At 45.5% G+C, this 20,185-nt stretch carries 18 protein-coding genes; 10 read left to right on the forward strand and 8 right to left on the reverse strand.

What is annotated here, in order from left to right:
- The first annotated feature begins 10 nt into the window (after window positions 1–10).
- Window positions 11–1,243, forward strand: a complete 1,233-nt coding sequence (locus WD077_12750; protein ID MEX0968101.1) for an O-antigen ligase family protein — start codon at window positions 11–13, stop codon at window positions 1,241–1,243.
- 40 nt (window positions 1,244–1,283) lie between these two features.
- On the forward strand, window positions 1,284–2,018 hold the full coding sequence (locus WD077_12755; protein MEX0968102.1) for a glycosyltransferase family 2 protein: 735 nt from the start codon (window positions 1,284–1,286) through the stop codon (window positions 2,016–2,018).
- A 51-nt stretch (window positions 2,019–2,069) separates the two neighbouring features.
- Here the strand turns inward: WD077_12755 and WD077_12760 are convergent, their stop codons facing one another.
- The 5 genes from WD077_12760 to WD077_12780 form a co-directional block, all read right to left on the reverse strand.
- The gene (locus WD077_12760) at window positions 2,070–2,501 is read right to left on the reverse strand and encodes a 7-cyano-7-deazaguanine reductase (GenBank protein ID MEX0968103.1); all 432 of its coding nucleotides are present in this window, start codon (window positions 2,499–2,501) and stop codon (window positions 2,070–2,072) included.
- Window positions 2,502–2,748: 247 nt separating this feature from the next.
- Window positions 2,749–2,955, reverse strand: coding sequence for a hypothetical protein (locus WD077_12765; GenBank protein MEX0968104.1), 207 nt, complete (start codon window positions 2,953–2,955; stop codon window positions 2,749–2,751).
- 268 nt (window positions 2,956–3,223) lie between these two features.
- Complete coding sequence (gene gldC / locus WD077_12770; GenBank protein MEX0968105.1) at window positions 3,224–3,589, reverse strand: gliding motility protein GldC; 366 nt, start codon at window positions 3,587–3,589, stop codon at window positions 3,224–3,226.
- Between the two features lie 78 nt (window positions 3,590–3,667).
- Window positions 3,668–5,053, reverse strand: a complete 1,386-nt coding sequence (locus WD077_12775) for a hypothetical protein (GenBank protein MEX0968106.1) — start codon at window positions 5,051–5,053, stop codon at window positions 3,668–3,670.
- 56 nt (window positions 5,054–5,109) lie between these two features.
- Entirely contained in the window at window positions 5,110–6,585 is a 1,476-nt protein-coding gene (locus WD077_12780; GenBank protein MEX0968107.1) for a glycosyltransferase, read from the reverse strand.
- A 1,032-nt stretch (window positions 6,586–7,617) separates the two neighbouring features.
- Between WD077_12780 and WD077_12785 the strand changes: the two genes are divergently transcribed.
- Window positions 7,618–9,066 (forward strand): ABC transporter permease, encoded by a 1,449-nt coding sequence (locus WD077_12785; GenBank protein ID MEX0968108.1) that lies wholly within the window; start codon window positions 7,618–7,620, stop codon window positions 9,064–9,066.
- A gap of 5 nt (window positions 9,067–9,071) precedes the next feature.
- Entirely contained in the window at window positions 9,072–10,391 is a 1,320-nt protein-coding gene (locus tag WD077_12790) for an ABC transporter permease (GenBank protein MEX0968109.1), read from the forward strand.
- 169 nt (window positions 10,392–10,560) lie between these two features.
- On the opposite strand, the gene lpxK is transcribed toward WD077_12790, so the two are convergent.
- A complete protein-coding gene (gene lpxK, locus WD077_12795; GenBank protein ID MEX0968110.1) occupies window positions 10,561–11,625 on the reverse strand; it encodes a tetraacyldisaccharide 4'-kinase in 1,065 nt (354 codons plus the stop codon).
- A gap of 34 nt (window positions 11,626–11,659) precedes the next feature.
- Here lpxK and WD077_12800 point away from each other — a divergent pair, with 34 nt between their 5' ends.
- From WD077_12800 to WD077_12810, 3 genes are all read left to right on the forward strand, one after another.
- On the forward strand, window positions 11,660–12,784 hold the full coding sequence (locus WD077_12800) for a Nif3-like dinuclear metal center hexameric protein (GenBank protein MEX0968111.1): 1,125 nt from the start codon (window positions 11,660–11,662) through the stop codon (window positions 12,782–12,784).
- Entirely contained in the window at window positions 12,784–13,536 is a 753-nt protein-coding gene (locus WD077_12805; GenBank protein ID MEX0968112.1) for a C4-type zinc ribbon domain-containing protein, read from the forward strand. The genes WD077_12800 and WD077_12805 overlap by 1 nt, the downstream gene beginning before the upstream one ends.
- A gap of 88 nt (window positions 13,537–13,624) precedes the next feature.
- Window positions 13,625–15,109: a hypothetical protein gene (locus WD077_12810; GenBank protein MEX0968113.1), complete on the forward strand. Its 1,485-nt coding sequence runs from the start codon at window positions 13,625–13,627 to the stop codon at window positions 15,107–15,109.
- 7 nt (window positions 15,110–15,116) lie between these two features.
- On the opposite strand, the gene WD077_12815 is transcribed toward WD077_12810, so the two are convergent.
- A complete protein-coding gene (locus WD077_12815; protein ID MEX0968114.1) occupies window positions 15,117–16,259 on the reverse strand; it encodes an AI-2E family transporter in 1,143 nt (380 codons plus the stop codon).
- Between the two features lie 198 nt (window positions 16,260–16,457).
- On the opposite strand from WD077_12815, the gene WD077_12820 reads away from it, so the two are divergent.
- The 3 genes from WD077_12820 (at window position 16,458) to WD077_12830 (ending at window position 19,158) form a co-directional block, all read left to right on the forward strand.
- Entirely contained in the window at window positions 16,458–16,880 is a 423-nt protein-coding gene (locus WD077_12820; GenBank protein ID MEX0968115.1) for a hypothetical protein, read from the forward strand.
- A 90-nt stretch (window positions 16,881–16,970) separates the two neighbouring features.
- Window positions 16,971–18,050 (forward strand): magnesium/cobalt transporter CorA, encoded by a 1,080-nt coding sequence (gene corA / locus WD077_12825; GenBank protein ID MEX0968116.1) that lies wholly within the window; start codon window positions 16,971–16,973, stop codon window positions 18,048–18,050.
- A gap of 190 nt (window positions 18,051–18,240) precedes the next feature.
- Window positions 18,241–19,158, forward strand: a complete 918-nt coding sequence (locus WD077_12830) for a WG repeat-containing protein (GenBank protein ID MEX0968117.1) — start codon at window positions 18,241–18,243, stop codon at window positions 19,156–19,158.
- A 41-nt stretch (window positions 19,159–19,199) separates the two neighbouring features.
- Here the strand turns inward: WD077_12830 and WD077_12835 are convergent, their stop codons facing one another.
- Window positions 19,200–20,180 carry a hypothetical protein gene (locus WD077_12835; GenBank protein MEX0968118.1) on the reverse strand — a complete coding sequence of 327 codons (981 nt, stop codon included), beginning with the start codon at window positions 20,178–20,180 and terminating at the stop codon, window positions 19,200–19,202.
- Window positions 20,181–20,185: the final 5 nt, after the last annotated feature.

Genomic DNA, 20,185 nt, shown 5'->3' on the forward strand with positions numbered 1-20,185 from the left:
ACCGACATACTTGAAAAAAATATTTCCTTACATCGGGCCGGCTGGCGCAACGTTATTTCTCCTGGGGCTTTCCCTTTCGCGGGTGCTGATTACTGCCGGCCTCGTACTCATGCTGCTCCACCCGCTACTGAATGATGACTTCGCCACCTTCCGCAGGCAACTTTTCAGGAATAAAGCTGCTTTGCTCCTGCTCCTGCTTTTCTGTATCATACTGTTTAATGGCATTTTTACGGATAATCAATCCGGCTTTGTTGATTCTGTCATTATCAGGCTGCCACTGCTGTTTATGCCTTTTGCCCTTGCCTCGCCCACTTATTATAAACGGAAGAACCTGCTGTTTTTTGTGCTGGTTTTTATTGCGGGCATTGGCACGGCAGGGGTGTTCACGCTGAGCTATTTCCTGCTGCATTATGAGGAAGTAATGCGGGATATTCAGGCGCATCAGCCGGTGATCATTATAGGCGGTTTAAATCATATCTATTATAGTGTGATGCTCGCCTTTGCTTTATTAGCCTCATTTGTCCTGCTTTGGCAAAAATGGATTGCTCAGGTATGGCTGAGAAGGGCGCTTTACTTATTTATTGTGCTGGGCCTGATCTTTTTGCATTCGCTCTCCGCACGCACCGGGATGCTTGCATTTTATGGTTCCCTCCTGCTCATCGTGCTATACATCGCCTTTATGAAAAAGAGGTATCTTACCGGCATTGCCTCAGTCGCAGCGCTTGGCGGAATGCTGTTACTTGCGTTCTGGTTCGTTAAACCGTTTCAAGCCAGAGTTCAACAATCTATGCAGGATATTAGTGTATTTGTAAAAGGAGAAGACATCAACCAGTACTCAATCTCCATGAGGCTGGCGGCATGGGAAGTATCCGGCAGGTTGTTCCTGGAGCATCCGGTATTTGGCACCGGCATAGCCGATCTCAGAACTGAGATGGAAGATGGTTTTGATACCTATTATCCCGCGCTCGCCCCGAATAGCCGCCATTTGCCACACAACCAATTCCTCATCTTCCTGGCGGGTGCCGGACTTACAGGTTTTCTGGTTTTTGTTGGCGTCTATTTCTTTCCGCTCTTCCTCAGGCACACCAGCCATAATTTTCTTTTTCTCACCTTGTGGCTAGTCCTATTTTTTGCGCTGATGGCCGAGGCAATGCTGGAACGGCAGGTGGGCGTGTCATTCTTTGCTTTCTTCTGGATCCTGCTTTCAGGCTCTCCATTAAAAAATGAAGCAGTTAAAATTTGAATGATTTTGATCAAATGAAACGAGAGGCCACAAATCCACAATGCCTGCAATCTTTGCCTCAGCTCAAGACTTTTCTCCCCTGACTTGTCCTCCGCGCATATCGGTTATTATTCCTGCTTTCAATGAGTGTAATTCTATTGGAAAGGTGATCGGGGATATCCCACAGTCCCTGGTAAAGGAAGTAGTGGTGGTGAACAACGCTTCTACGGATGATACCGTGGCGAAAGCCGAAGCAGCAGGTGCCACGGTTTTACATGAACAAAGGCGCGGATACGGTTTTGCATGCCTCAAGGGCATCGCATATCTGAAGCAACAACCTCTGCCGCCAGAGATCGTGGTATTCCTGGATGCCGACTATTCTGACCATCCTGAAGAAATGCCTTTGCTCGTACAGAAAATTCTGGAGGATGATTGCGATCTCGTGATTGGCTCACGCGCACTAGGAAGCCGCGAATCTGGCGCCATGCTCCCGCAACAAGTGTTTGGCAACTGGCTGGCTACCCGGCTCATTCGCATTTTGCACAACCACCGCTACACTGATCTTGGTCCTTTCCGCGCTATAAAATGGAACAGCCTGATGAATATCAACATGCAGGACACCACCTTCGGGTGGACAGTGGAGATGCAGGTGAAAGCCGCTAAGCTGAAAATGAAGACCTGCGAAGTACCCGTGAGCTACCGGAAGCGGATCGGGGTTTCGAAAATCACAGGAACGGTTAAGGGTACGGTGCTGGCCGGGTACAAGATCATTTACACCATTTTGCGGCACCTGTAAAAAAACAGGTAACACAACCAGGATCATTTGGCTCCGCCTGAAAGAGTAAGGCTACATCAGCACATCCCAGGTATCCTCACTGCCCGTCCAGTCGCGGAATTTCTCCTTGCCACCACGGATTTCCCAATCGGAATCAATTGTGAGGCGGGAGCTGATGCCTCCGCGCGGATTGCAGATCATGACCAGCCGCAGGCGTTCGGGTTCATAAACCTCCATCATTTGTTCATAAAAAATATTGATGAGTCGTTCGTACGATACGATGACATCCCGGAGCTGATACATGTATTGCTTCATGGACCGGAGTTCGATGATCTTTTTCTTAGGATAGAAAGTGATGTAGAGAGTCGCGAAATCCGGTTGCTCCTGCACTCCCAGAAATGTGAGTTCCGGAACCTTGATCTTTATTTCGTAAGCGCCATTGGAGGGATTGGGAATCGCCTTCAGGATCTTTGGATCAATACGGTCAAATAGCTTTTTTTCCATGCTTTTATTAAATGGGTATATAATTTTTTTGAAGGGGCGAATTTAGGAGAGAAATACCGGCTTACGAAAAAAGCCTTCCAGCGGGCGCTGAAAGGCTTTTAATCGAATCGCCCGTTGCAGGCGATTTAAAACCATGAAAAAACTAACGTTGACTCCAGGTGAGCCTCTCTCACTTTCCCACCTGAGGTTGCCTTCCTTCTTGCGAAAGAATTGCCAAACTGTTTCAGTCCATTCATTTTTTTTATATTTAATACTGAATCTCTTTTCCAGGCAAAGTAGCGTCTGCCTGAGCATCAGTATTTTCAATTGTGCTATAGGCCGGATCTGCCGGTAAAGGATTATAAAACTGTTCAGATGCTGAACAAGAGCTAAACAGAATCAGCATCCAACATATCCCGTACAGGATGACCAAGGCTTTAAAGAAATTCCCGTGTTTCTTGGCTAAATTTTTCATGGCGAATATATTTTTGTGTTGCGAAACATTTATACTAATAAGACAAACTACATAAGTAAATGTTCATTTTTATTCAGTATAAATACCTATATTAAAAGATATTCAATTGAAGTAAACCATTATCCTATATCAAGAAGGAGTTCGTCCCCGCCACAAATATACGTATTAATTACTACCAAATATTAATGATCTACAACCAGGGTCATATTTAATTTTATGCTGGTCCAGGGGTTTCTGCCCCATTCTGTTCTTTCTGTAATTCTACCGCTTACTTTTCATCACGTTTCTGCTTTAGCAACTCCGTCTTTTCTCCAAACTCGCGGGCAAACTTTCGTATCTCCACGCTCATCTCCGAGTTATTAGTGGCTCGCTCATACGATTCAGCCATCGTCATCATCGTCTCAAAAAAGAAAATATTCATTTCATCAACCCGCATCTCCTTGTTCCAAAGATCAAGGCGCAATGCATGGTTCTCCTTGTCGTCCCAAATTGAGAGCATAAAAGCCTTGCATTCCTTTGTGCTCAGTTGTCCACCTTCAGTAGAACTCCACTGAATTTTTTCAGGAACATTATCCTCATCCAGTTGCACATTAAATCTAAGTTCGGTAGTGTTCCCTTTCTTTTCTTCCGGCATTTTTTTAATTCTGTTTGTATCGTGAGTAAAAAGCTAATCAATTTTAAGCCGACAAAATTAAGCAACGCTATGTAGCTCTCATTGCCTTACTAATGCAGAAAGGCGGGCTGGTCTTGCAAGTTCGTATGTGAGCCAACCGGCCACGATCATATATTCTAACAATATCAAAAAATAATTTTCCTGATACGGATACGTAGAATAGGCAATGTAAGTGAGCGGGATCAAAGCGCTCCATACCACCGGAAAGCGCAATGACGTAAGGCTGCAAAATGCGAGGAGCGAAGCAAGATACCACGGATGCACCGTGCTGGCAGTGAAATAATAAAAGGACATCACCCAGAGCATGGCCAGTGGCAAATAGCGTAACCCCTTTGGCCGGTCGTTCATTAAAAGCAAAAGATAGCGTGCGTAAACCATGATCAGTCCGGCAAGCAGCGCAATATTCATCACAAGCGTAGCAGCAGTTCGGTCACCTCCTGATTTATACGCCAGCTCTTTCGCCACCAGGTACAGGCCGGGATTGAACTCAAAAGATTCATAGTACAGGCGAATGCTACTCCAGATTGCGGTGTACGGACTGAACCCGCCCATAGTCCAGCCTATAAGCAACAGCACTGATATAAAGACTAGCAGATTCAGGACTGATTTCTTGTACCGCCAGTTTTTAGGATTTTTTGTATTGGAAATGAGAACTGTACCCAGGAGCAGGGGCAGAAAGAAAATTGGCAGCAGTTTTACCGCAACAGCAAACGCGAGTGCTACAGCCGCAGAAAGTGTTCTTCCCTTTATCAAAAGCCAAATCATAAGCAATGAAAAAAAGATCATCAGCGCCTCAAAATGCAGATTGCCCATCAGCTCTATTATGATCAGCGGACTCAACGCATACCACAGCACTTGTTTTTGCGGAAGATTAAAGATCCGTGCAAGCTTCAGCAGCAGTATAATGCTTCCGCACTCCGCCAGCAGGATGAATCCTTTCATCACCACCACAGGCTCCCACAACTGCCCTGGAAAGAGCCAGGCCGAAAGCGCAAATATCCACTGGTTAACAGGTGGATATACTGAAAAGTACTCCGGGGAATTGAGTAATGGATACAACCGGTTGGGGAATGCACCTTCTCCTCCCGCAGTCAATTCCTGCAGCATTTGTGAGGGCAGGGCGCTATAGGCATTTATACCGTTTGCCCACAAATTTCCATCCCACAGAAACCGGTAGAAATCATCAGACAGGCCAGGCAGCGAAAACAACAGTACCAGCCGCATCAGCACGGCAAATACCAAAAGTAGCTTCACAATTCTGTCCTGAGACGCGGTCGCCATCATTCCCGCATATAATAGGAACAGCAATGCGTACTGGCCAATGACAGCCGGAAAGAGCGTCCGATCTGTAAAATAGCAAAGGCTGATGGTTGTAAAAAGGCTTCCCGCCATCATCAACAAAAGAAACCACAAGCGCCTGTTCATATCCATTCAAATTTCAGGGTTCTCAGGCGGAAGGCGGAAATTGAACAGGTTAGGCATCAGTCAAGAAAAGGTGAGGTTTTGCGGTTGTGCTGCACCGTCATCCAGGCGAGGCTGCCGAAGCCAATGGTGAGGAGAAGGAAGAACGGTGTGATCAAAAATTCTCCTGTGAAGCAAGTGCCTATAAGGCCGCCAAAGAAATAAAGCGCGAGCAACCCTTCCCAAAAGGAACGGTGAAATGATGAGCGTTTTACATAGCGGTTCCTGCTCGGCATTTGTGCGTTCTCAAGAACATTAAATTTAGGTGTCCTCACAAATTCTGACCGGTAACCCAACCATGCCCGCAATACGGCCAGTGAATTGAAAAAAGAAAAGGCCATCGAGAAAGCAATAAATACCGGGAAATGGAGCAGAAAATAGGTGATAGCAGCTTTCCACCCCTTCTTTTTGATTAAACATGAAATAAAAAAATAGAAACAGAGATTTATAAAACATAATATAAATACGGTCAGGAAATCAATATTCAGCGTGGCCTGTAATTGTAATTTTATTAATGAAAAAGGTACACTTATTAATACGAGTATAAAGCTGAAAACGAAGAGCGTACTGTTGAATACATGAAAAAGAGCGTGGAGCTTTTTGCGAAATGGAATCTTTGCCCGGAGGATCATGGCCCAGAGTTTCAGGCCGGTTTCTGCAGAACCCTTAGCCCAGCGATACTGCTGACTTTTCACCGCATTTATTTCCACCGGCAGTTCTGAAGGTGCTTCAAGGTCTTCGAGAAAATTAAATTGCCATCCCCGCAATTGGGCACGGTAGCTAAGGTCCAGGTCTTCGGTGATGGTGTCGTGCTCCCAGCCGCCCGCATCCGTAATGGCGTTTTTTCGCCATACGCCCGCAGTTCCGTTAAAGTTAAAAAAGAGCCGGCCATTGTGACGTCCGCGCTGCTCTACCAGAAAGTGGGCATCCAGGAAAAAAGCCTGGATACGCGTGAGCCAGGAATATTGCTCATTCAGGTAGGTCCACCTGGCCTGCACCATTCCTGTCTTCTCAGAGGTAAATCCCCGCATCGCCCTGCGCAAAAAATCCGGAGCCGGCAGAAAGTCTGCATCGAAAATGGCAATGAACTCGCCTTGCGCCTGCTCAAGGCCAAATTGCAGCGCTCCGGCTTTGTAGCCCTTTCTGCCATCGCGCTGCAGGTGCCGGATATTGCAGCCCTTGTTCTTCCAAAAGTTTACTCTTTCCGATATTATTGCAGAGGTCTCGTCAGTAGAATCATCCAGCACCTGTATTTCCAGGCGCGCAGCGGGATAGTCAAATGCGGCAACAGCATCTATAAGCCGTCCCACCACATAGTATTCATTATATACAGGCAACTGCACGGTGACGGCTGGAAGCTCAACAGCTTCGGGAAGCGGCTCACCCGACCGTTTGCCGCTCAGGGCCAGCAGGGTAACATGGCATTGCGCCAGGCTGAAGATCAGCAGCACCATCAACAACACACAATAAACTGAAAGAAGCGTTAACGCAACCATTTTGCAAAGATGAAAAATCCGCACGGGGCTCGTGCTTTCAGCCTTATGGAACAAAGCCCTGAATGGCGCCTGCGGAACCAATTTTAATAAATTGTGAAGGATCGTAATTTTATCATATCTCTTGCAACTATTTTCCCCTGCTATAAGTCTTTAGAGTATGATTTTGCCTTCTCCCTTCTTTTCGTTTTATGCAATGAAATATACATTGATTAAAATAGCAATATGTGTTGCAGGCTTGTTGGTCTTTGGCATCCTGTATTGGTACTGAATATATTAACTTTCTTCATCTGCCGAAGTAATTTTATTTTCCTGCACTCGTCATTCCTATCCACAGAATCCATTCATTTCAAAATCATTTCTACCTCCTCCTGCCCCGTAGCATTTGACTACGATAAATCTGCTTATTTGCACAAATAGAGTTTGCATTGCTCCTGTAAGAGTATGGCCGGTTCAAGCCCGGTTTGCGAGAATGGCCCCTTTACTTTTGTATCGGAAAGCAAGTACTGTTAGGAAAAGGGAAAATGCCTGAACCTGAAAGCACGCAGAAAGTAGTTGGATAAGTGAAGTTGGGATAAAAACCGGAGGAGTCTTTTGGGAAAATTCTCTCCTTCCGGTTTTTGACGAACGTGTTTTCAAGGGAAGGTTGCTTCCCTTTTCTTTTTTACTGCCGGTGCTCCCGCCTCGTGGATCTTCATCCGTGCCTTTCTAATCAGGCAAGCGGGGAACTCTCCTGACATCGCCTCAATCATTTACGATTAACCCTTTATTAATTTTCGGGTAAGGATGCCTTTATGCTTAACAGGCATCTTTGCATCGTAATAAAAAAAGCAAACTTCATCTTCGGCTTCCGAACAGGTTGAACCTGAGCATACGTAAAAGACTATCCTTTTCATTACCATCTTTTTTAAGTATCTATTCCAGTCAGCGAAGGAGGAGCAAGCAGTTCCTCCTTCGCTATTTTATGATTTTTGAATTCTTAATAAAATCAGTCATTCCCACCGCTTAATCATAAATTAGTAGGAGTTTTGGCTCATGACAATGTACTTCGTCAGGCGCCTTCTGCTATTTATTCCGTCTTTGTTTATCATCTCGCTGCTGGCTTTTGCCATCAGTGCGAGTGCCCCTGGCGATCCGGTGAGTCGTCTGGCGAAAGGTGGAAATGAAGGGCCGCTGCAATCGTCATCTTCCACATTGAGGGCACAACAACAGATGCGGGAACGGCTGGGTCTCAACTTGCCCTTATTCTATTTCAGCGTTGCCAGTATTGCCACGCCTGATACGCTCCACCGTATCCCTGAAAAAAGTCATCGCCAGGCACTGGAGCGGCTGGTAGCAGCGCATGGAAACTGGAATGCCGTCAAAAAATATTACCTGCAACTGAAAACTGCCTACACGTTGAATGAACAACTTTTAAGGCAAAATCCCAAAGATCCCGAGTTGCTCCAAACCTCGCTGATCCATATTCAATCGCTGCTTCAAAGCTGGGATCCTGTACTGATCCGGGAACGCTTGCAGCTACTGAAAAATATTGCATCGCAGACAGAAATATCGGTACTGTACCAGTCATTGGATCAATCGGCTGTTGCTTTTGAAAGTGTTCTGGAAAATGAGAAACGCTGGCAAGTCCTCGTTCCCATGCTTCACTGGCATGGCTTCCGGAATCAATATCACCGCTGGATGTTTGGCGATGGGCAAACCGCACAGGGAATTGTCCGGGGCGATTTCGGCATTTCTTACCGGGATCATCGGGAGATCAGCAGCCGCCTGCCTGAACGATTTTGGTGGTCATTCATCCTGGCCTTTTTTGCCGTTGTACTTGCCTACAGCGTAAGCCTTCCTGCGGGGATGTTTGCAGCGTACTATCGTGACCGGTTTGCTGATCGCGGCCTGTCTATGCTTTTCTTCGGACTTTATTCCCTTCCCAATTTTTTTGCAGGAACGCTGCTCCTGGTGCTTTTTGCTAATCCGGAGGTTTTTGACTGGTTCCCGGTTTCCGGGGTTAACAACCCTGTGGTGTTTGATTCCGGCTGGCCGCTTTGGAAGCGCGCCTTGCACAGCGCGCCCTATCTTGTGCTGCCTGTCATCACTTATGCCTACGGTTCCTTTGCATTTCTGAGCAGGCAAATGCGGGCCGCAATGGTGGATACCCTGCAGCAGGAGTACATTATAACCGCCCGCGCTAAGGGTCTGAACGAATGGAAGGTGGTAACGAAACACGCGCTTAAAAACTCACTGCTGCCAATCATTACGCTTTTCGCCAATGTCTTTCCGGCTGCCATTGCAGGTTCCGTTATTGTTGAAACCATCTTTTCCATTCCCGGAATGGGCCTGGAGATATATCAATCCATCCTGAACCACGACTACCCGATGGTGGTGGCCATATTTACCCTGACCGGCTTCCTCACCCTTTCGGGCTACCTGCTGGCGGATATCCTTTATGTCCTGGCTGATCCCCGCATTTCGTATTCCAATCCGCGTTAGCTCCCATGAAGAAAACCCGCCATCCCTCACCCCGAAAGGCTGCCTGGGCCAGGTTCAGGAAAAATCGCGCTGCCCTGCTTTCGCTCTGGCTTGTGGGCCTTCTGTTGCTCATCGCTTTGCTCAAAGACCTTCTCGCCACTGATCTGCCGCTGTATGCGCGCTTTCACGGCCAGTCCTTCTATCCGGCTTTTGCAGCCATAACGGAAGTGGCAGCAACAGATTCCTTTCAGGATCCGGCAACTGGGAAATGGGAGCGGCTGCAATATGACATCGTAAATTGGAAGCAACTGAATTTCGAAGCTGTCTGGTGGGCACCCATTCCCTGGTCGCCCCACAGGCCTGACCGGCTGAACAGTAATTACGTGGGGCCTGCGGAGCAGCAGCATATTCTTTCACAGGAAGGAAAGCTTGCCGAGATGCCGCTCAGATTTCGTCATTTTCTGGGAACTAACGCAATTGGACAGGACGTTGCAGCCGGTATTGTTCATGGTGCTGCCGTCTCGCTGCAAGTTGGATTGCTGGCTGCCGCCATTGGCACCTTCATTGGAATTTTGCTGGGCGCTTTTGCAGGATTTTCAGGTAACGACCGCCTGCAAATGGGAACTGCTGATTTTTGGGCTGCCCTTGTCGGCATCTGCCTCGGATTCTTCTATGGGTTTTCGGTCAGGCGTTTTATCATTTCTGATGCTTTTGCAAAAGGAATAGTACCCGGAATGTTTCAGCTTTTTGCCGGCATCGTCATCGCTTCTGTATTCGTTTTAATTTTAATTTTAATTTCCAAATTAATATTTAAAAATAAAAAAAGTAAAATACCCGTGCCGGTGGATACGGTGGTAATGAAAATCATAGAAATACTCAATTCATTGCCGCGTCTTTTACTCATCCTTACCATAGCGGCAATAGCAGGGCGAAGCATCGCGATGATAATTCTGGTGATCGGATTCACCATGTGGACGGGCATTGCGCGAATCACTCGTGCGGAAATGCTAAGGTTGCGCCACCTCGGTTTTATTGAAGCATCTCATGCGCTGGGTTTCCAGCAGCGGAGGATCATTTGGGTTCACGCCTTGCCAAATGCTCTTGGGCCAGTATTCGTTTCCGTGGCCTTTGCTGTGGCAGCCGCCATTCTGCTGGAGTCTGCGCTCAGCTTTTTGGGGATTGGCTTGCCTGCGGAGACGGTTTCCTGGGGATCGCTGCTAAGTGCGGGCAGGCAACAATTTCAGGCCTGGTGGCTGGTGATATTTCCGGGGCTGGCCGTATTTTTTACTGTTACTGCTTTTAATTTAATAGGCGAAGGATTGCGGGACGCCATTGATCCGAAATAGTCATAAAAAGAAATTGGCAGTTTACAGATGACAGTATACCACGGGTAATGTGGCATGCAGCAAAAGGACATTAGAACGCTTAAATAGAAAAGCTTCCAACTATAATTCTATAGTACTCTTTGTCGCGATATAATTGTTTATTTTATTCGGCTGATATATTTAAGTAAAGCTAAAACTCTTTAATAAAACGAAGAGTCCGTTCATCAAATGAAACCTCTTTATGCTCGTGAAATTTATAAGTAATTGGAAGGTAGAAGAGCGGATGATTCTTGATAAGGCTAAAATGTTTCATCGTTTCCAGCCTCCGCAGATCCTTCTCAGTTGTAATAAGTATTTTATTAGGATTATACATTTCCTTGTACCGAACAAGAATTTTTTCCAGATCCTTTTCTGAAAAGCGGTGGTGATCCTGGAATTCCATCAGGAAAACTTCCTTGCATTTGCGCTCCAGAAAAAATTTCATGGGAACAGGATTGGCAATTCCGGTAAACAGGAGAACACTGGTCCGGCTCAGTTCACGGGTTTCAGGAGGATCAGTGGCGGGATCGGTGGCGTGCTGCAGTTCTTCATATTTAATAAATGAAAAATAAACCGGCTGGTGTGGGTACGGTTTCAAACGATCCAGCAATCGTCTTTCCTCAAAGGGCGAAAGCACGATCGGGTTTTTGGTGACAACTATAATGTCTGCTCTTTTGCGGCTGCCTCTTGGCTCACGGAGTCGTCCTGCCGGAAGCAGGAAACCTTCAAAAAATGGAAGGGAATAATCCGTCAGCAGAATATTGAGGCCCGGCTCTACCGCCCGGTGCTGGAATGAATCATCAAGAATTACCACTTGCGTATCCTTCACTTCCTTCTTTAGCCGTTGGATGCCTGCCACCCGGTTTTCTGAAACTGCCACAGCAAGCTCAGGAAATTTCCGCTTGAGCTGATAAGGTTCGTCACCGGCATTCTGTGCGGTCGCTTTTTTATCTAAAAGATAATAGCCTTTTGTATTGCGCTTATATCCGCGGCTAATGACAGCGGGTTTGATTTTATTAGCATAACACAGTTTTACCAGGTATTCAACTGTGGGGGTTTTGCCCGTTCCTCCCACTGAAAGATTTCCTATACCTATCACAGGAAAGTCGAAGCGCGTACTTTTGAGAATTTTCCAGTCATACAGCTTGTTACGGCACCAAATGGCAATGCCATAAAAAAGTGAAAATGGAAGGAGAAGTAATTTTAGTATTTTCACGCGCTAAAATTACAAATATTCATTCTACCCGGCTATGAGCGCAGCTTTTCAGGACATCGTAACATTTCTTAACTCCGTAGCACCTCCTGCGCTTCAGGAGCAATATGACAATTCGGGATTACTCACCGGTAATCCGGGGACCAGGGTAAAAGGAGTCTTAATCGCCCTGGATGTTACCGAGGACATAATAGATGAAGCCATTGAAAAGAAATGCAATTTAATAGTGGCGCACCATCCCCTTATATTTAAAGGTATAAAAAGTCTGACAGGGCGAGACTGGGTGGAACGCACGGTCATTAAAGCAATAAAGAATGACATAGGAATATTGGCCGTACATACAAACCTGGACAATATTTTCAACGGAGTGAATGCCCGAATTTGCGAGCGGCTGGGAATCCGGGAGCGTGAAATACTTGCACCCAAAAATGGCGGTCTCATAAAGATCGTTACGTTTTGTCCCTCAGGCGCTGACGAAGATGGCAATTCCATTCCGCAAAAAGTTCGGGAAGCCATGTTTGCTGCAGGTGCCGGCCATATTGGCAATTATGATCACTGCAGCTACATCCTATCGGGCACAGGAACATTCAGAGCGGGCAAAGGTGCAGATCCTTTTGTTGGCGATCTGGAAAAGGAGCACCACGAGCAGGAGGAGCGAATTGAAACCATTGCTCCGCGCTACCTGCAACGGCAAATCATACAGGCAATGATTGAGGCTCATCCTTATGAGGAAGTGGCGTATGATATTTATCCCCTGGAGAACGAGCATCCTCGTACCGGAGCTGGCATGATTGGAAATCTGGAAGCCCCGATTCCGGAGCATGACTTTATGCAGTGGCTGAAAGACCGGATGAATGTGAAAGTGATAAGGCATACGCAGCTCAGAGGCACTGATATCCAAAGGGTGGCAGTATGCGGAGGGTCAGGAAGTTTCCTGCTAGAGAAAGCCATCAGTGCCGGTGCGGATGTTTTTATAACCGGAGATTTTAAATACCACCAGTTTTTTGATGGGGAAGGAAATATCCTCATAGCAGATATTGGCCATTATGAAAGTGAGCAGTACACTATCCACCTATTGCACGAACTTTTAACTGAGAAATTCACTACTTTTGCACTCCGAAAAACGGAGCTTATCACTAATCCCGTAAACTATTTCTATTAATGGACGCATCAGTTGAGAATAAACTGCAAGCGCTTTATCACCTGCAACTTATTGACACCGAATTGGACAGGATCAAAAACATCCGTGGCGAATTGCCAATGGAAGTGAGCGATCTGGAAGACACAATTGAAGGATTGCAGACGCGCGTTGAGAAATTGCAGAATGATATTAACGATCTGACAAAAACCATTGAAGATCGTAAAAGCGGAATCAAAGAAAGTAAAAACCTCATTCAGAAGTACGAAGAGCAGCAGAATGATGTTAAGAACAACCGCGAATTCCTGGCGCTGACCAAAGAGGTTGAATTGCAAAAACTGGAGATCATGGCTTCTGAAAAGAAGATCAAGGAACACCAGCAGGATATTGAGGCCAAGGAACTGCTGCTCACCAAAACCAAATCTGAATTAGAAGATCGCAGCCGCGAGCTTGAAGGTAAGAAAGGTGAACTTGGAAGTATAATAGAAGATACTGAAAAGGAAACTTCAAGCCTGATAGCCAAGCGTGAGAAAGCATTGGCGGCTATTGACGACCGGCTTGAAGCCGCTTATGTGCGAATTCGCTCCAACGTAGTGAATGGCCAGGCAGTGGTTACTATTGAGCGTGAAGCATGCGGTGGTTGTTTCAGCCAAATCCCACCACAGCGCCAGCTTGATATTCGCCAGCGCAAAAAAATAATTGTCTGCGAAAACTGCGGACGTATTTTCGTTGACAAGGATATGGCGATAGAAGTGGCTGACGATGTGAAAGCATAATTGTCCAGCCCGTCATTAATCCATAGAAAAAGCCCGTAATTCACGGGCTTTTTTACTTTGTGGTTATATAAACCGGCAGCAATCAGTCATGAGGCATAGCGGCATCTTAATCTTATTCTTATGTATTGCCTGGGCTGCGTCTGCACAAAAAGCCGGTTTTGATTTTAATCAGAATTGCCGTGATGCCTACCGTGCAGTGCTGAGATATGACCTGGAAACCGCAGACCGCCTGACGAAGCAGGAATATGCCCAAAATCCCCTCAATGCCTTTCCTCTCTACCTGGAAAATTATGGCCATTTTCTGAAGGCAATGGTTCGGGATGAAAAGAAGGTGCTGGATGAGTATAGCAGCGCCTCAGAGTTGAGGCTGGAACGGCTGAAGGAATCTGATGATAATTCTCCCTATTACCGCTTCTGCCTGGCGGAGATACACATTCAAAATGCCATGCTGCTCATCAAGCAAGGCAGCTTTCTTCAGGGCGCTATTCAGTTGCGGCAGTGCTACCGGCATTTGGAAGCAAATATGAAAGCACATCCAAATTTTCTGCTCACCGGAAAAACCCTTTATCCGCTCAGGGCGCTTATCGGTGCAGTACCATCCAACTACAGGTGGCTGCTGAGCCTTTTGGGATACGAAGCCGATTTAACCGAGGCAATCCGGAAATGCGAAAATCTCCGGCAAGACATCAGAGAGAATGATACACTGGCTATTTATTACAGGGAATCAACCATCATTCTTTGCTTTTTGCAATTAAATCTGATGAACAATAGTGATGAAGCCTGGCGGCTGGGGAAGGAGGCCACGCCAGACCATGCCCGGAATGAATTGAGCGCGTTTGTTCGGGGAAACATTGCCATCAACCTGAAGAAGAATGAGGAAGCCCTTGCAATCCTGCGCCCGCACGTTCAGTCGGCCCCGGCCATCCCGCACCTTGACTACCTGATGGGGAATGCCACCCTGCAAAAGCTCCAACCTCAGGCACGCACCTATTTTTTGCGATATACCAAAAAGTATAAGGGTGGTAATTATATTAAGGACAGCTATCTCAGGATTGGCTGGAGCTATCTCCTGGAGCAGGACACGGCCAGCTACCGCAAATTCATGCTGATCACGGAGCGCGAAGGTTCCGGAGTGAGGGATGAAGACAAACAGGCGATGAAGGAAATTTCAATGGATTATGTGGCTGTGCCCTACCTGTTGAAATCGAGGCTCCTCTTTGACGGTGGATATTACGCCCTGGCGCTGAAGGAACTGGAAGCAACCTCACCGGCACAGGCAGAGGAGCATGGAAAGCTGAGCGAATACTATTACCGGAGGGCCAGGATCTATCATCATTCAGGAAAGGCCGAGCAGGCTCTGCACAACTATAAGCGAGTGATCAATACCAGCAAAAACTCGAATACCTATTTCGCACCGGCTTCATGTTATTTTTCAGGACTTATCTATGAAGAACAGGGCAACGCAGAAAAGGCCGCAGCCATGTTCAATGCATGCCTCGCCTATGACAATTATTCGTATAAAAAGTCATTTGACCAAAAAGCTACGGCTGCATTAAAGCGAATACAGCCATGATAACAGATCATTCTCTGTTACGGGAACTGCCAGAGAATATTCGCTTGATCTTTCGCCAGGTGCCGGATAGCGAAACGGAATGCTCATCTGAGCCTTCCGTGCCCATCAGGTAGCCATAAGGTTTCAGCTCTTCCACATTATCAAGGATTACTTTCAGCATCCCCAGCATAGGAACGCTGATGATCATACCGGGAATGCCCCAGATTGCACCCCCAATGATGAGTGCAAGGATGGCCGCAAAAGGATTGATGCTGACTTTGCTTCCCACTACATTTGGCGTGATAAAATTTCCTTCAAGAAATTGAATGACGGTAAAAAGAATAAATACCGCTAAAGGGTAGACCAGGGAATCTTTTGTGAGCAGCGCCATGAGAATAGGAAGTGCAGAACCGATAAAGATCCCAATATATGGGATTACGGTCAGCAAGGCCGCCATCACTCCAAAGAACAGCGCATACCGTATTCCAATGATGGTCAGTCCTACCGTATTCAGGATCGCAAGAATGATAATTACAATGAGCAAACCTGCTATGTAGCTCTGTACCACATTCTTTATTTTGCCCATTATCATCTTGGCTTTCTCATGTTTTTCATTGGGAGAAACCTTGTAAACAAAGTTTTTAAATTTATCCCTGTAAAAGAGAAAGAAGAAGATATAAATAGGAAGAAGGCCCAGGACAGCGAAAGTATTGGTAGTGGCAAAAAGCGTAGACTGGAGCATTGATCCACCGCTTGCCAGCAAATTTTCGGTTTGCTTGCGCAACCAATCCATCTGGCCTTCGGGTGATACATTGAACCATCTTGAAAAATGATCCTGTATATCATTGAACTTCTTAGAGACGGATTCAAGCAGTTGCGGTAATTCATTCGTAAACCGGATCACCTGCGTAGAGAGCAGAAAAATGATCCCTCCCAGGACAATGAAGATAAGAATGATGCAAATTATTATCGCCAATATTCTGTGTATACCCCACTTTTCCAGCCGCTGGCACAAAGGAAACAACAGAATTGAGATTAACCCCGCCAGAGCCAGCGGAATGAAAATGTTGCTGCCGAAATAAATGCCCGCCACAAACAGGGATATACCAAGAAGGATCATGGTGGCCTTAAAATAAAAAGGAGGAGTCTTCTCCTTAAATTCCTGGATCATATAGGTTGCCGGTTAGATTAGTTTTCCCTTCAAATATCTAAATAACCCTTTTGGTTTTACTATTCTTCAACATTTAATTTTTGATCAGAACAAACGGATGTTGATCAACAAAATAGCGTCCGGCAGCAATACTAAACAATAACGTGGCTCAGGCATTTGTATACCTTTGGAAAAATTAACTAACAAAAAGTTTGAGCCATGAAAAAGAAATTCTTATTGTTCTCATTTGTAGCTACTTTGGCCCTTTTCTTCGCAACTGCCTGTGATGAATCAGCCAGAAATGATGATGAAGGAGAAGTGGAATTGCAAGCCGGAGACCAGGAAGCGGAAGTAGAATGGGAGAGAGAGAAAGATGACTGGACAACTGAAATGCAGAACAAAGTGAATGAATGGGAAAATGAACTGCAGGCGGAGAAAGCCGAAATGGAAGCTCTGGAAGGTGATGAAAGGGCAGAGGCCGAAGAAGATTATAACGAAGCACGGACTGAGCTTGACAACCTGAAGGCTAAACTCAACGAAGCAAAAGACAAGTCTGCCGAAGAATGGGAGGAATTTAAGTCTGACGTTAGGGCCAGCATGGATAAGCTGGAAGCCGAAATGCAGGATGAAACTGAAGGGTAATCCTTTTCAATTCTCTGCGAAGAAAGATCCCTGTTTTTATATAATAGAAGCAGGGATCTTTCTTTTTAATCCATATTTACCTTGCGTATTATGATCAATCCGCGAAAAATATTTGCCCCTGCAAAGAAGCCCGGCCTTCCGCCTGGCTCGTTGGTTTATACCGGAAAGGAAGAAGCACGGGAGCCGCATATCCTTTTAATGGATTATGATAAGAATACCCTCAGGGAAGAAGACATTACAAATCTTGCGGATTATCTCGAACTGCGTGAACTTCCTTCCACCACCTGGATACATGTGCAGGGGCTGCATGATGCCTCCCTTATAGGAAAAATCGGAGAAGGATTTTCCATCCATCCGTTGTGCCTGGAAGATATAATGAACAGCGGACAGCGGCCCAAAGTGGAGGAGTGGGATGGATATCTTTACTTAGTAATGAAAATGCTTCGTACCAAGCGTGTTGGCGGTCAACTGCGCCTGGAGGAGGAGCAGGTAAGCCTCATCGTCAGCAGGCTTTTTCTTATTTCTTTTCAGGAAAAACCCGAGGATATATTTCCGATGGTGCGCGAGCGCATCAGGATTGGTAAACCCAGGATCAGGGAAGGAGGCACCGACTATCTCGGCTATGCATTATTGGATCTTATCGTTGATAATTATTTTGTGATCCTGGAGGAAATAGGAAATGAACTACAGGAAATGGAAGAGCGGGCGCTCAACGATCCGGCAAGAGAAACCGTGGAGGAGATAAACACAATGAGACGCCAACTTGCCCACATGAAGCGCTCCGTCTGGCCTGTTCGTGAAATCCTTAATCAACTGGTGCGAATGGAATCGCATAAACTCATCCGGCCGCCTGCCATCGTTTATTTCCGTGATGTATTCGATCATACCATCCATGTAATTGAATTGCTGGAAAATCATCGTGAGTTCGTCAGCAGCATTATGGATCTTTACCTTTCCAGCCTTAGCAATAAGATGAACGAAGTAATGAAGGTGCTCACTATTATTGCCACCATTTTTATTCCCCTCACTTTTCTGTCCGGCCTGTACGGGATGAACTTCGAGAATATGCCGGAGCTTGGGTTCCGCTACGGCTATTTTGTGGTATTAGGAATCATGGCGCTGACCACTATCGGAATGCTTATTTATTTTAAAAGGAAAGATTGGTGGTAATATTTAGTTCGTCAGATATAATAATCATATCCGTTACAGGTTTATTATCGTAGATTAAACCCTCCCATTTCGTAAAATTTAAGACAAAACTCTATATTTGATTTGCAATTTGTCGGGGGATTAATAATGGCGTTTTTGCCAAATAATGATGCCCCGACTGCTTAGCACCGAACCTGTAAAAACAATAACCATGAAAACAAGATGCATCCTGACCCTTTCATTTTTATTGGCCTCAATCGCAGCTTTCGCACAACATGCTCCTCAAGAAAACCATCAAAACTCAGGATACCACCCGGATTGGATTTTAGTGGAAAATGACGGCCTTTTAGGATTTATCACGCAAGACGGAGAGGTGGTATTTGAACCCACCTATGATAAAATTTCCTATTTCGGAGAATATCACACAGACTGGGCGATGGTGGAAAAGGATGAGCTGCTTGGATTCATTACCACAAAAGGTGATGAAATAATTGAGCCTACCTACGACCGAATATCTTATTTCGGAGAATATCACACAGACTGGGCGATGGTGGAAAAGGATAATCTGCTCGGATTCATTACCTCAGAGGGCGATGAAATAATTGAGCCCACCTACGACCGAATTTCTTATTTCGGAGAATATCACTCGGACTGGGCGATGGTGGAGAAGGGTAATCTGCTCGGATTCATTACCTCAGAGGGCGATGAAATAATTGAGCCTACCTACGACCGAATATCTTATTTCGGAGAATATCACTCGGACTGGGCGATGGTGGAAAAAGATGAGCTGCTTGGATTCATTACCACAGAAGGCGATGAAGTCATTGAGCCCACCTACGACCGAATTTCTTATTTCGGAGAATATCACACAGACTGGGCGATGGTGGAAAAGGATAATCTGCTCGGATTTATTAACTCAGAAGGTGATGAAATCATTGAGTCTACCTACGACCGAATTTCATATTTCGGAGAATATCACTCGGACTGGGCGATGGTGAAGAAGGATGGCCTTTTCGGATTCATCAATTCCGAAGGGGATGAGATCATAACTCCGCAGTATAACCGAATTAAGGAAGGGAACGGAATCAAAGGAATTAAGAATGGAAAAGAAGAAGATATCCGGAAATGAACACATAATCTGAGGAGTTATCTGAACAGGCGTATGCTTGGTTAAGGATGAACTTGCAAAGTTGGAGGATAGGTGATATAATGCAGTCGTCCCTCTTTTGGTGAATTAATTATTTTATTGAATTCCACAGACAATATTTCAGCTCCTTTGCTATTTATATGATCGTAATCCCCGTAATGTGAATCTGGAAAGCGCCATTTGCTATAGTCAAAAATTCTGACGTGTTCATACTCCGCAAGCTGATTGATAATTTCCCCCAAAACCTCATTATATAGTTCAGGGATCATATTTTCATAATAAGGATGAACGGGTGATTTAAAGAGGTAAAGATCAATATTTTGCCTCTGAGTGAGCGCCACCATAGAATCCAAGCTACTTCGTGATATTTGAGAAATTCCGGCAATCTGGCCATTTTTATAAAAGTGCCTTGAGATAGTGGAGTCATTCTTGGCTCTCCTGCCAATCAGGGAATAATCTGAACTGTAAAATTTGCCAATGTAAGGATACCCATGCGGTTCCTTTCCTTTTACCTTTTCAATCCAATTCCGCACAAATGCAGGATTGGGCAATATGACCTGGTTTAAATAAAGCATATACCACGCGGTATGGTGATATTCCAGTCCTTCCAGATCGCTTCTTTTCATAAGCAGATTATACCGGTTGAAAAGTTTTCGGGAAATTTTATCATCCTTAAATTTAGAATCGCTGTAGCCTGAGATATTATGTTGAGAAAATCCCAGAACTATCTGCTGTATATTAGGATTGTCCTCTATTACTTTTTTCAGTTTTAAATAGGTGGCGATATACGGTTCTCCGCTCATGCTTATGTTGACGGAATTTGGGAGCAGTTCAGGATTAAGCGCTGTCTGCATGCGCGAATCACCTAATATAAGCGTATGAACATTTGATGGGATCAAATATGGATCATTACTTATGAGCCTCTTATTCAGTTCATAAGACCCTAATGAAAGCAGCGCAATGAGTCCTGAAAAAAGAAGAATATTTAATACAAATTTTTTCATAAATC

It is taken from the genome of Bacteroidia bacterium, from assembly GCA_040880525.1.
GTDB lineage: Bacteria > Bacteroidota > Bacteroidia > CAILMK01 > JBBDIG01 > JBBDIG01.

Excerpts from the sequence above, each read along its gene's own strand:
- WD077_12755 (MEX0968102.1), top strand. The coding sequence starts at position 1,284 with ATGCCTGCAATCTTTGCCTCAGCTCAAGACTTTTCTCCCCTGACTTGT.
- WD077_12760 (MEX0968103.1), bottom strand. The coding sequence starts at position 2,501 with ATGGAAAAAAAGCTATTTGACCGTATTGATCCAAAGATCCTGAAGGCG.
- WD077_12765 (MEX0968104.1), bottom strand. The coding sequence starts at position 2,955 with ATGAAAAATTTAGCCAAGAAACACGGGAATTTCTTTAAAGCCTTGGTC.
- gldC (MEX0968105.1), bottom strand. The coding sequence starts at position 3,589 with ATGCCGGAAGAAAAGAAAGGGAACACTACCGAACTTAGATTTAATGTG.
- WD077_12775 (MEX0968106.1), bottom strand. The coding sequence starts at position 5,053 with ATGAACAGGCGCTTGTGGTTTCTTTTGTTGATGATGGCGGGAAGCCTT.
- WD077_12780 (MEX0968107.1), bottom strand. The coding sequence starts at position 6,585 with ATGGTTGCGTTAACGCTTCTTTCAGTTTATTGTGTGTTGTTGATGGTG.
- WD077_12785 (MEX0968108.1), top strand. The coding sequence starts at position 7,618 with ATGACAATGTACTTCGTCAGGCGCCTTCTGCTATTTATTCCGTCTTTG.
- WD077_12790 (MEX0968109.1), top strand. The coding sequence starts at position 9,072 with ATGAAGAAAACCCGCCATCCCTCACCCCGAAAGGCTGCCTGGGCCAGG.
- WD077_12800 (MEX0968111.1), top strand. The coding sequence starts at position 11,660 with ATGAGCGCAGCTTTTCAGGACATCGTAACATTTCTTAACTCCGTAGCA.
- WD077_12805 (MEX0968112.1), top strand. The coding sequence starts at position 12,784 with ATGGACGCATCAGTTGAGAATAAACTGCAAGCGCTTTATCACCTGCAA.
- WD077_12810 (MEX0968113.1), top strand. The coding sequence starts at position 13,625 with ATGAGGCATAGCGGCATCTTAATCTTATTCTTATGTATTGCCTGGGCT.
- WD077_12815 (MEX0968114.1), bottom strand. The coding sequence starts at position 16,259 with ATGATCCAGGAATTTAAGGAGAAGACTCCTCCTTTTTATTTTAAGGCC.
- WD077_12820 (MEX0968115.1), top strand. The coding sequence starts at position 16,458 with ATGAAAAAGAAATTCTTATTGTTCTCATTTGTAGCTACTTTGGCCCTT.
- corA (MEX0968116.1), top strand. The coding sequence starts at position 16,971 with ATGATCAATCCGCGAAAAATATTTGCCCCTGCAAAGAAGCCCGGCCTT.
- WD077_12830 (MEX0968117.1), top strand. The coding sequence starts at position 18,241 with ATGAAAACAAGATGCATCCTGACCCTTTCATTTTTATTGGCCTCAATC.
- WD077_12835 (MEX0968118.1), bottom strand. The coding sequence starts at position 20,180 with ATGAAAAAATTTGTATTAAATATTCTTCTTTTTTCAGGACTCATTGCG.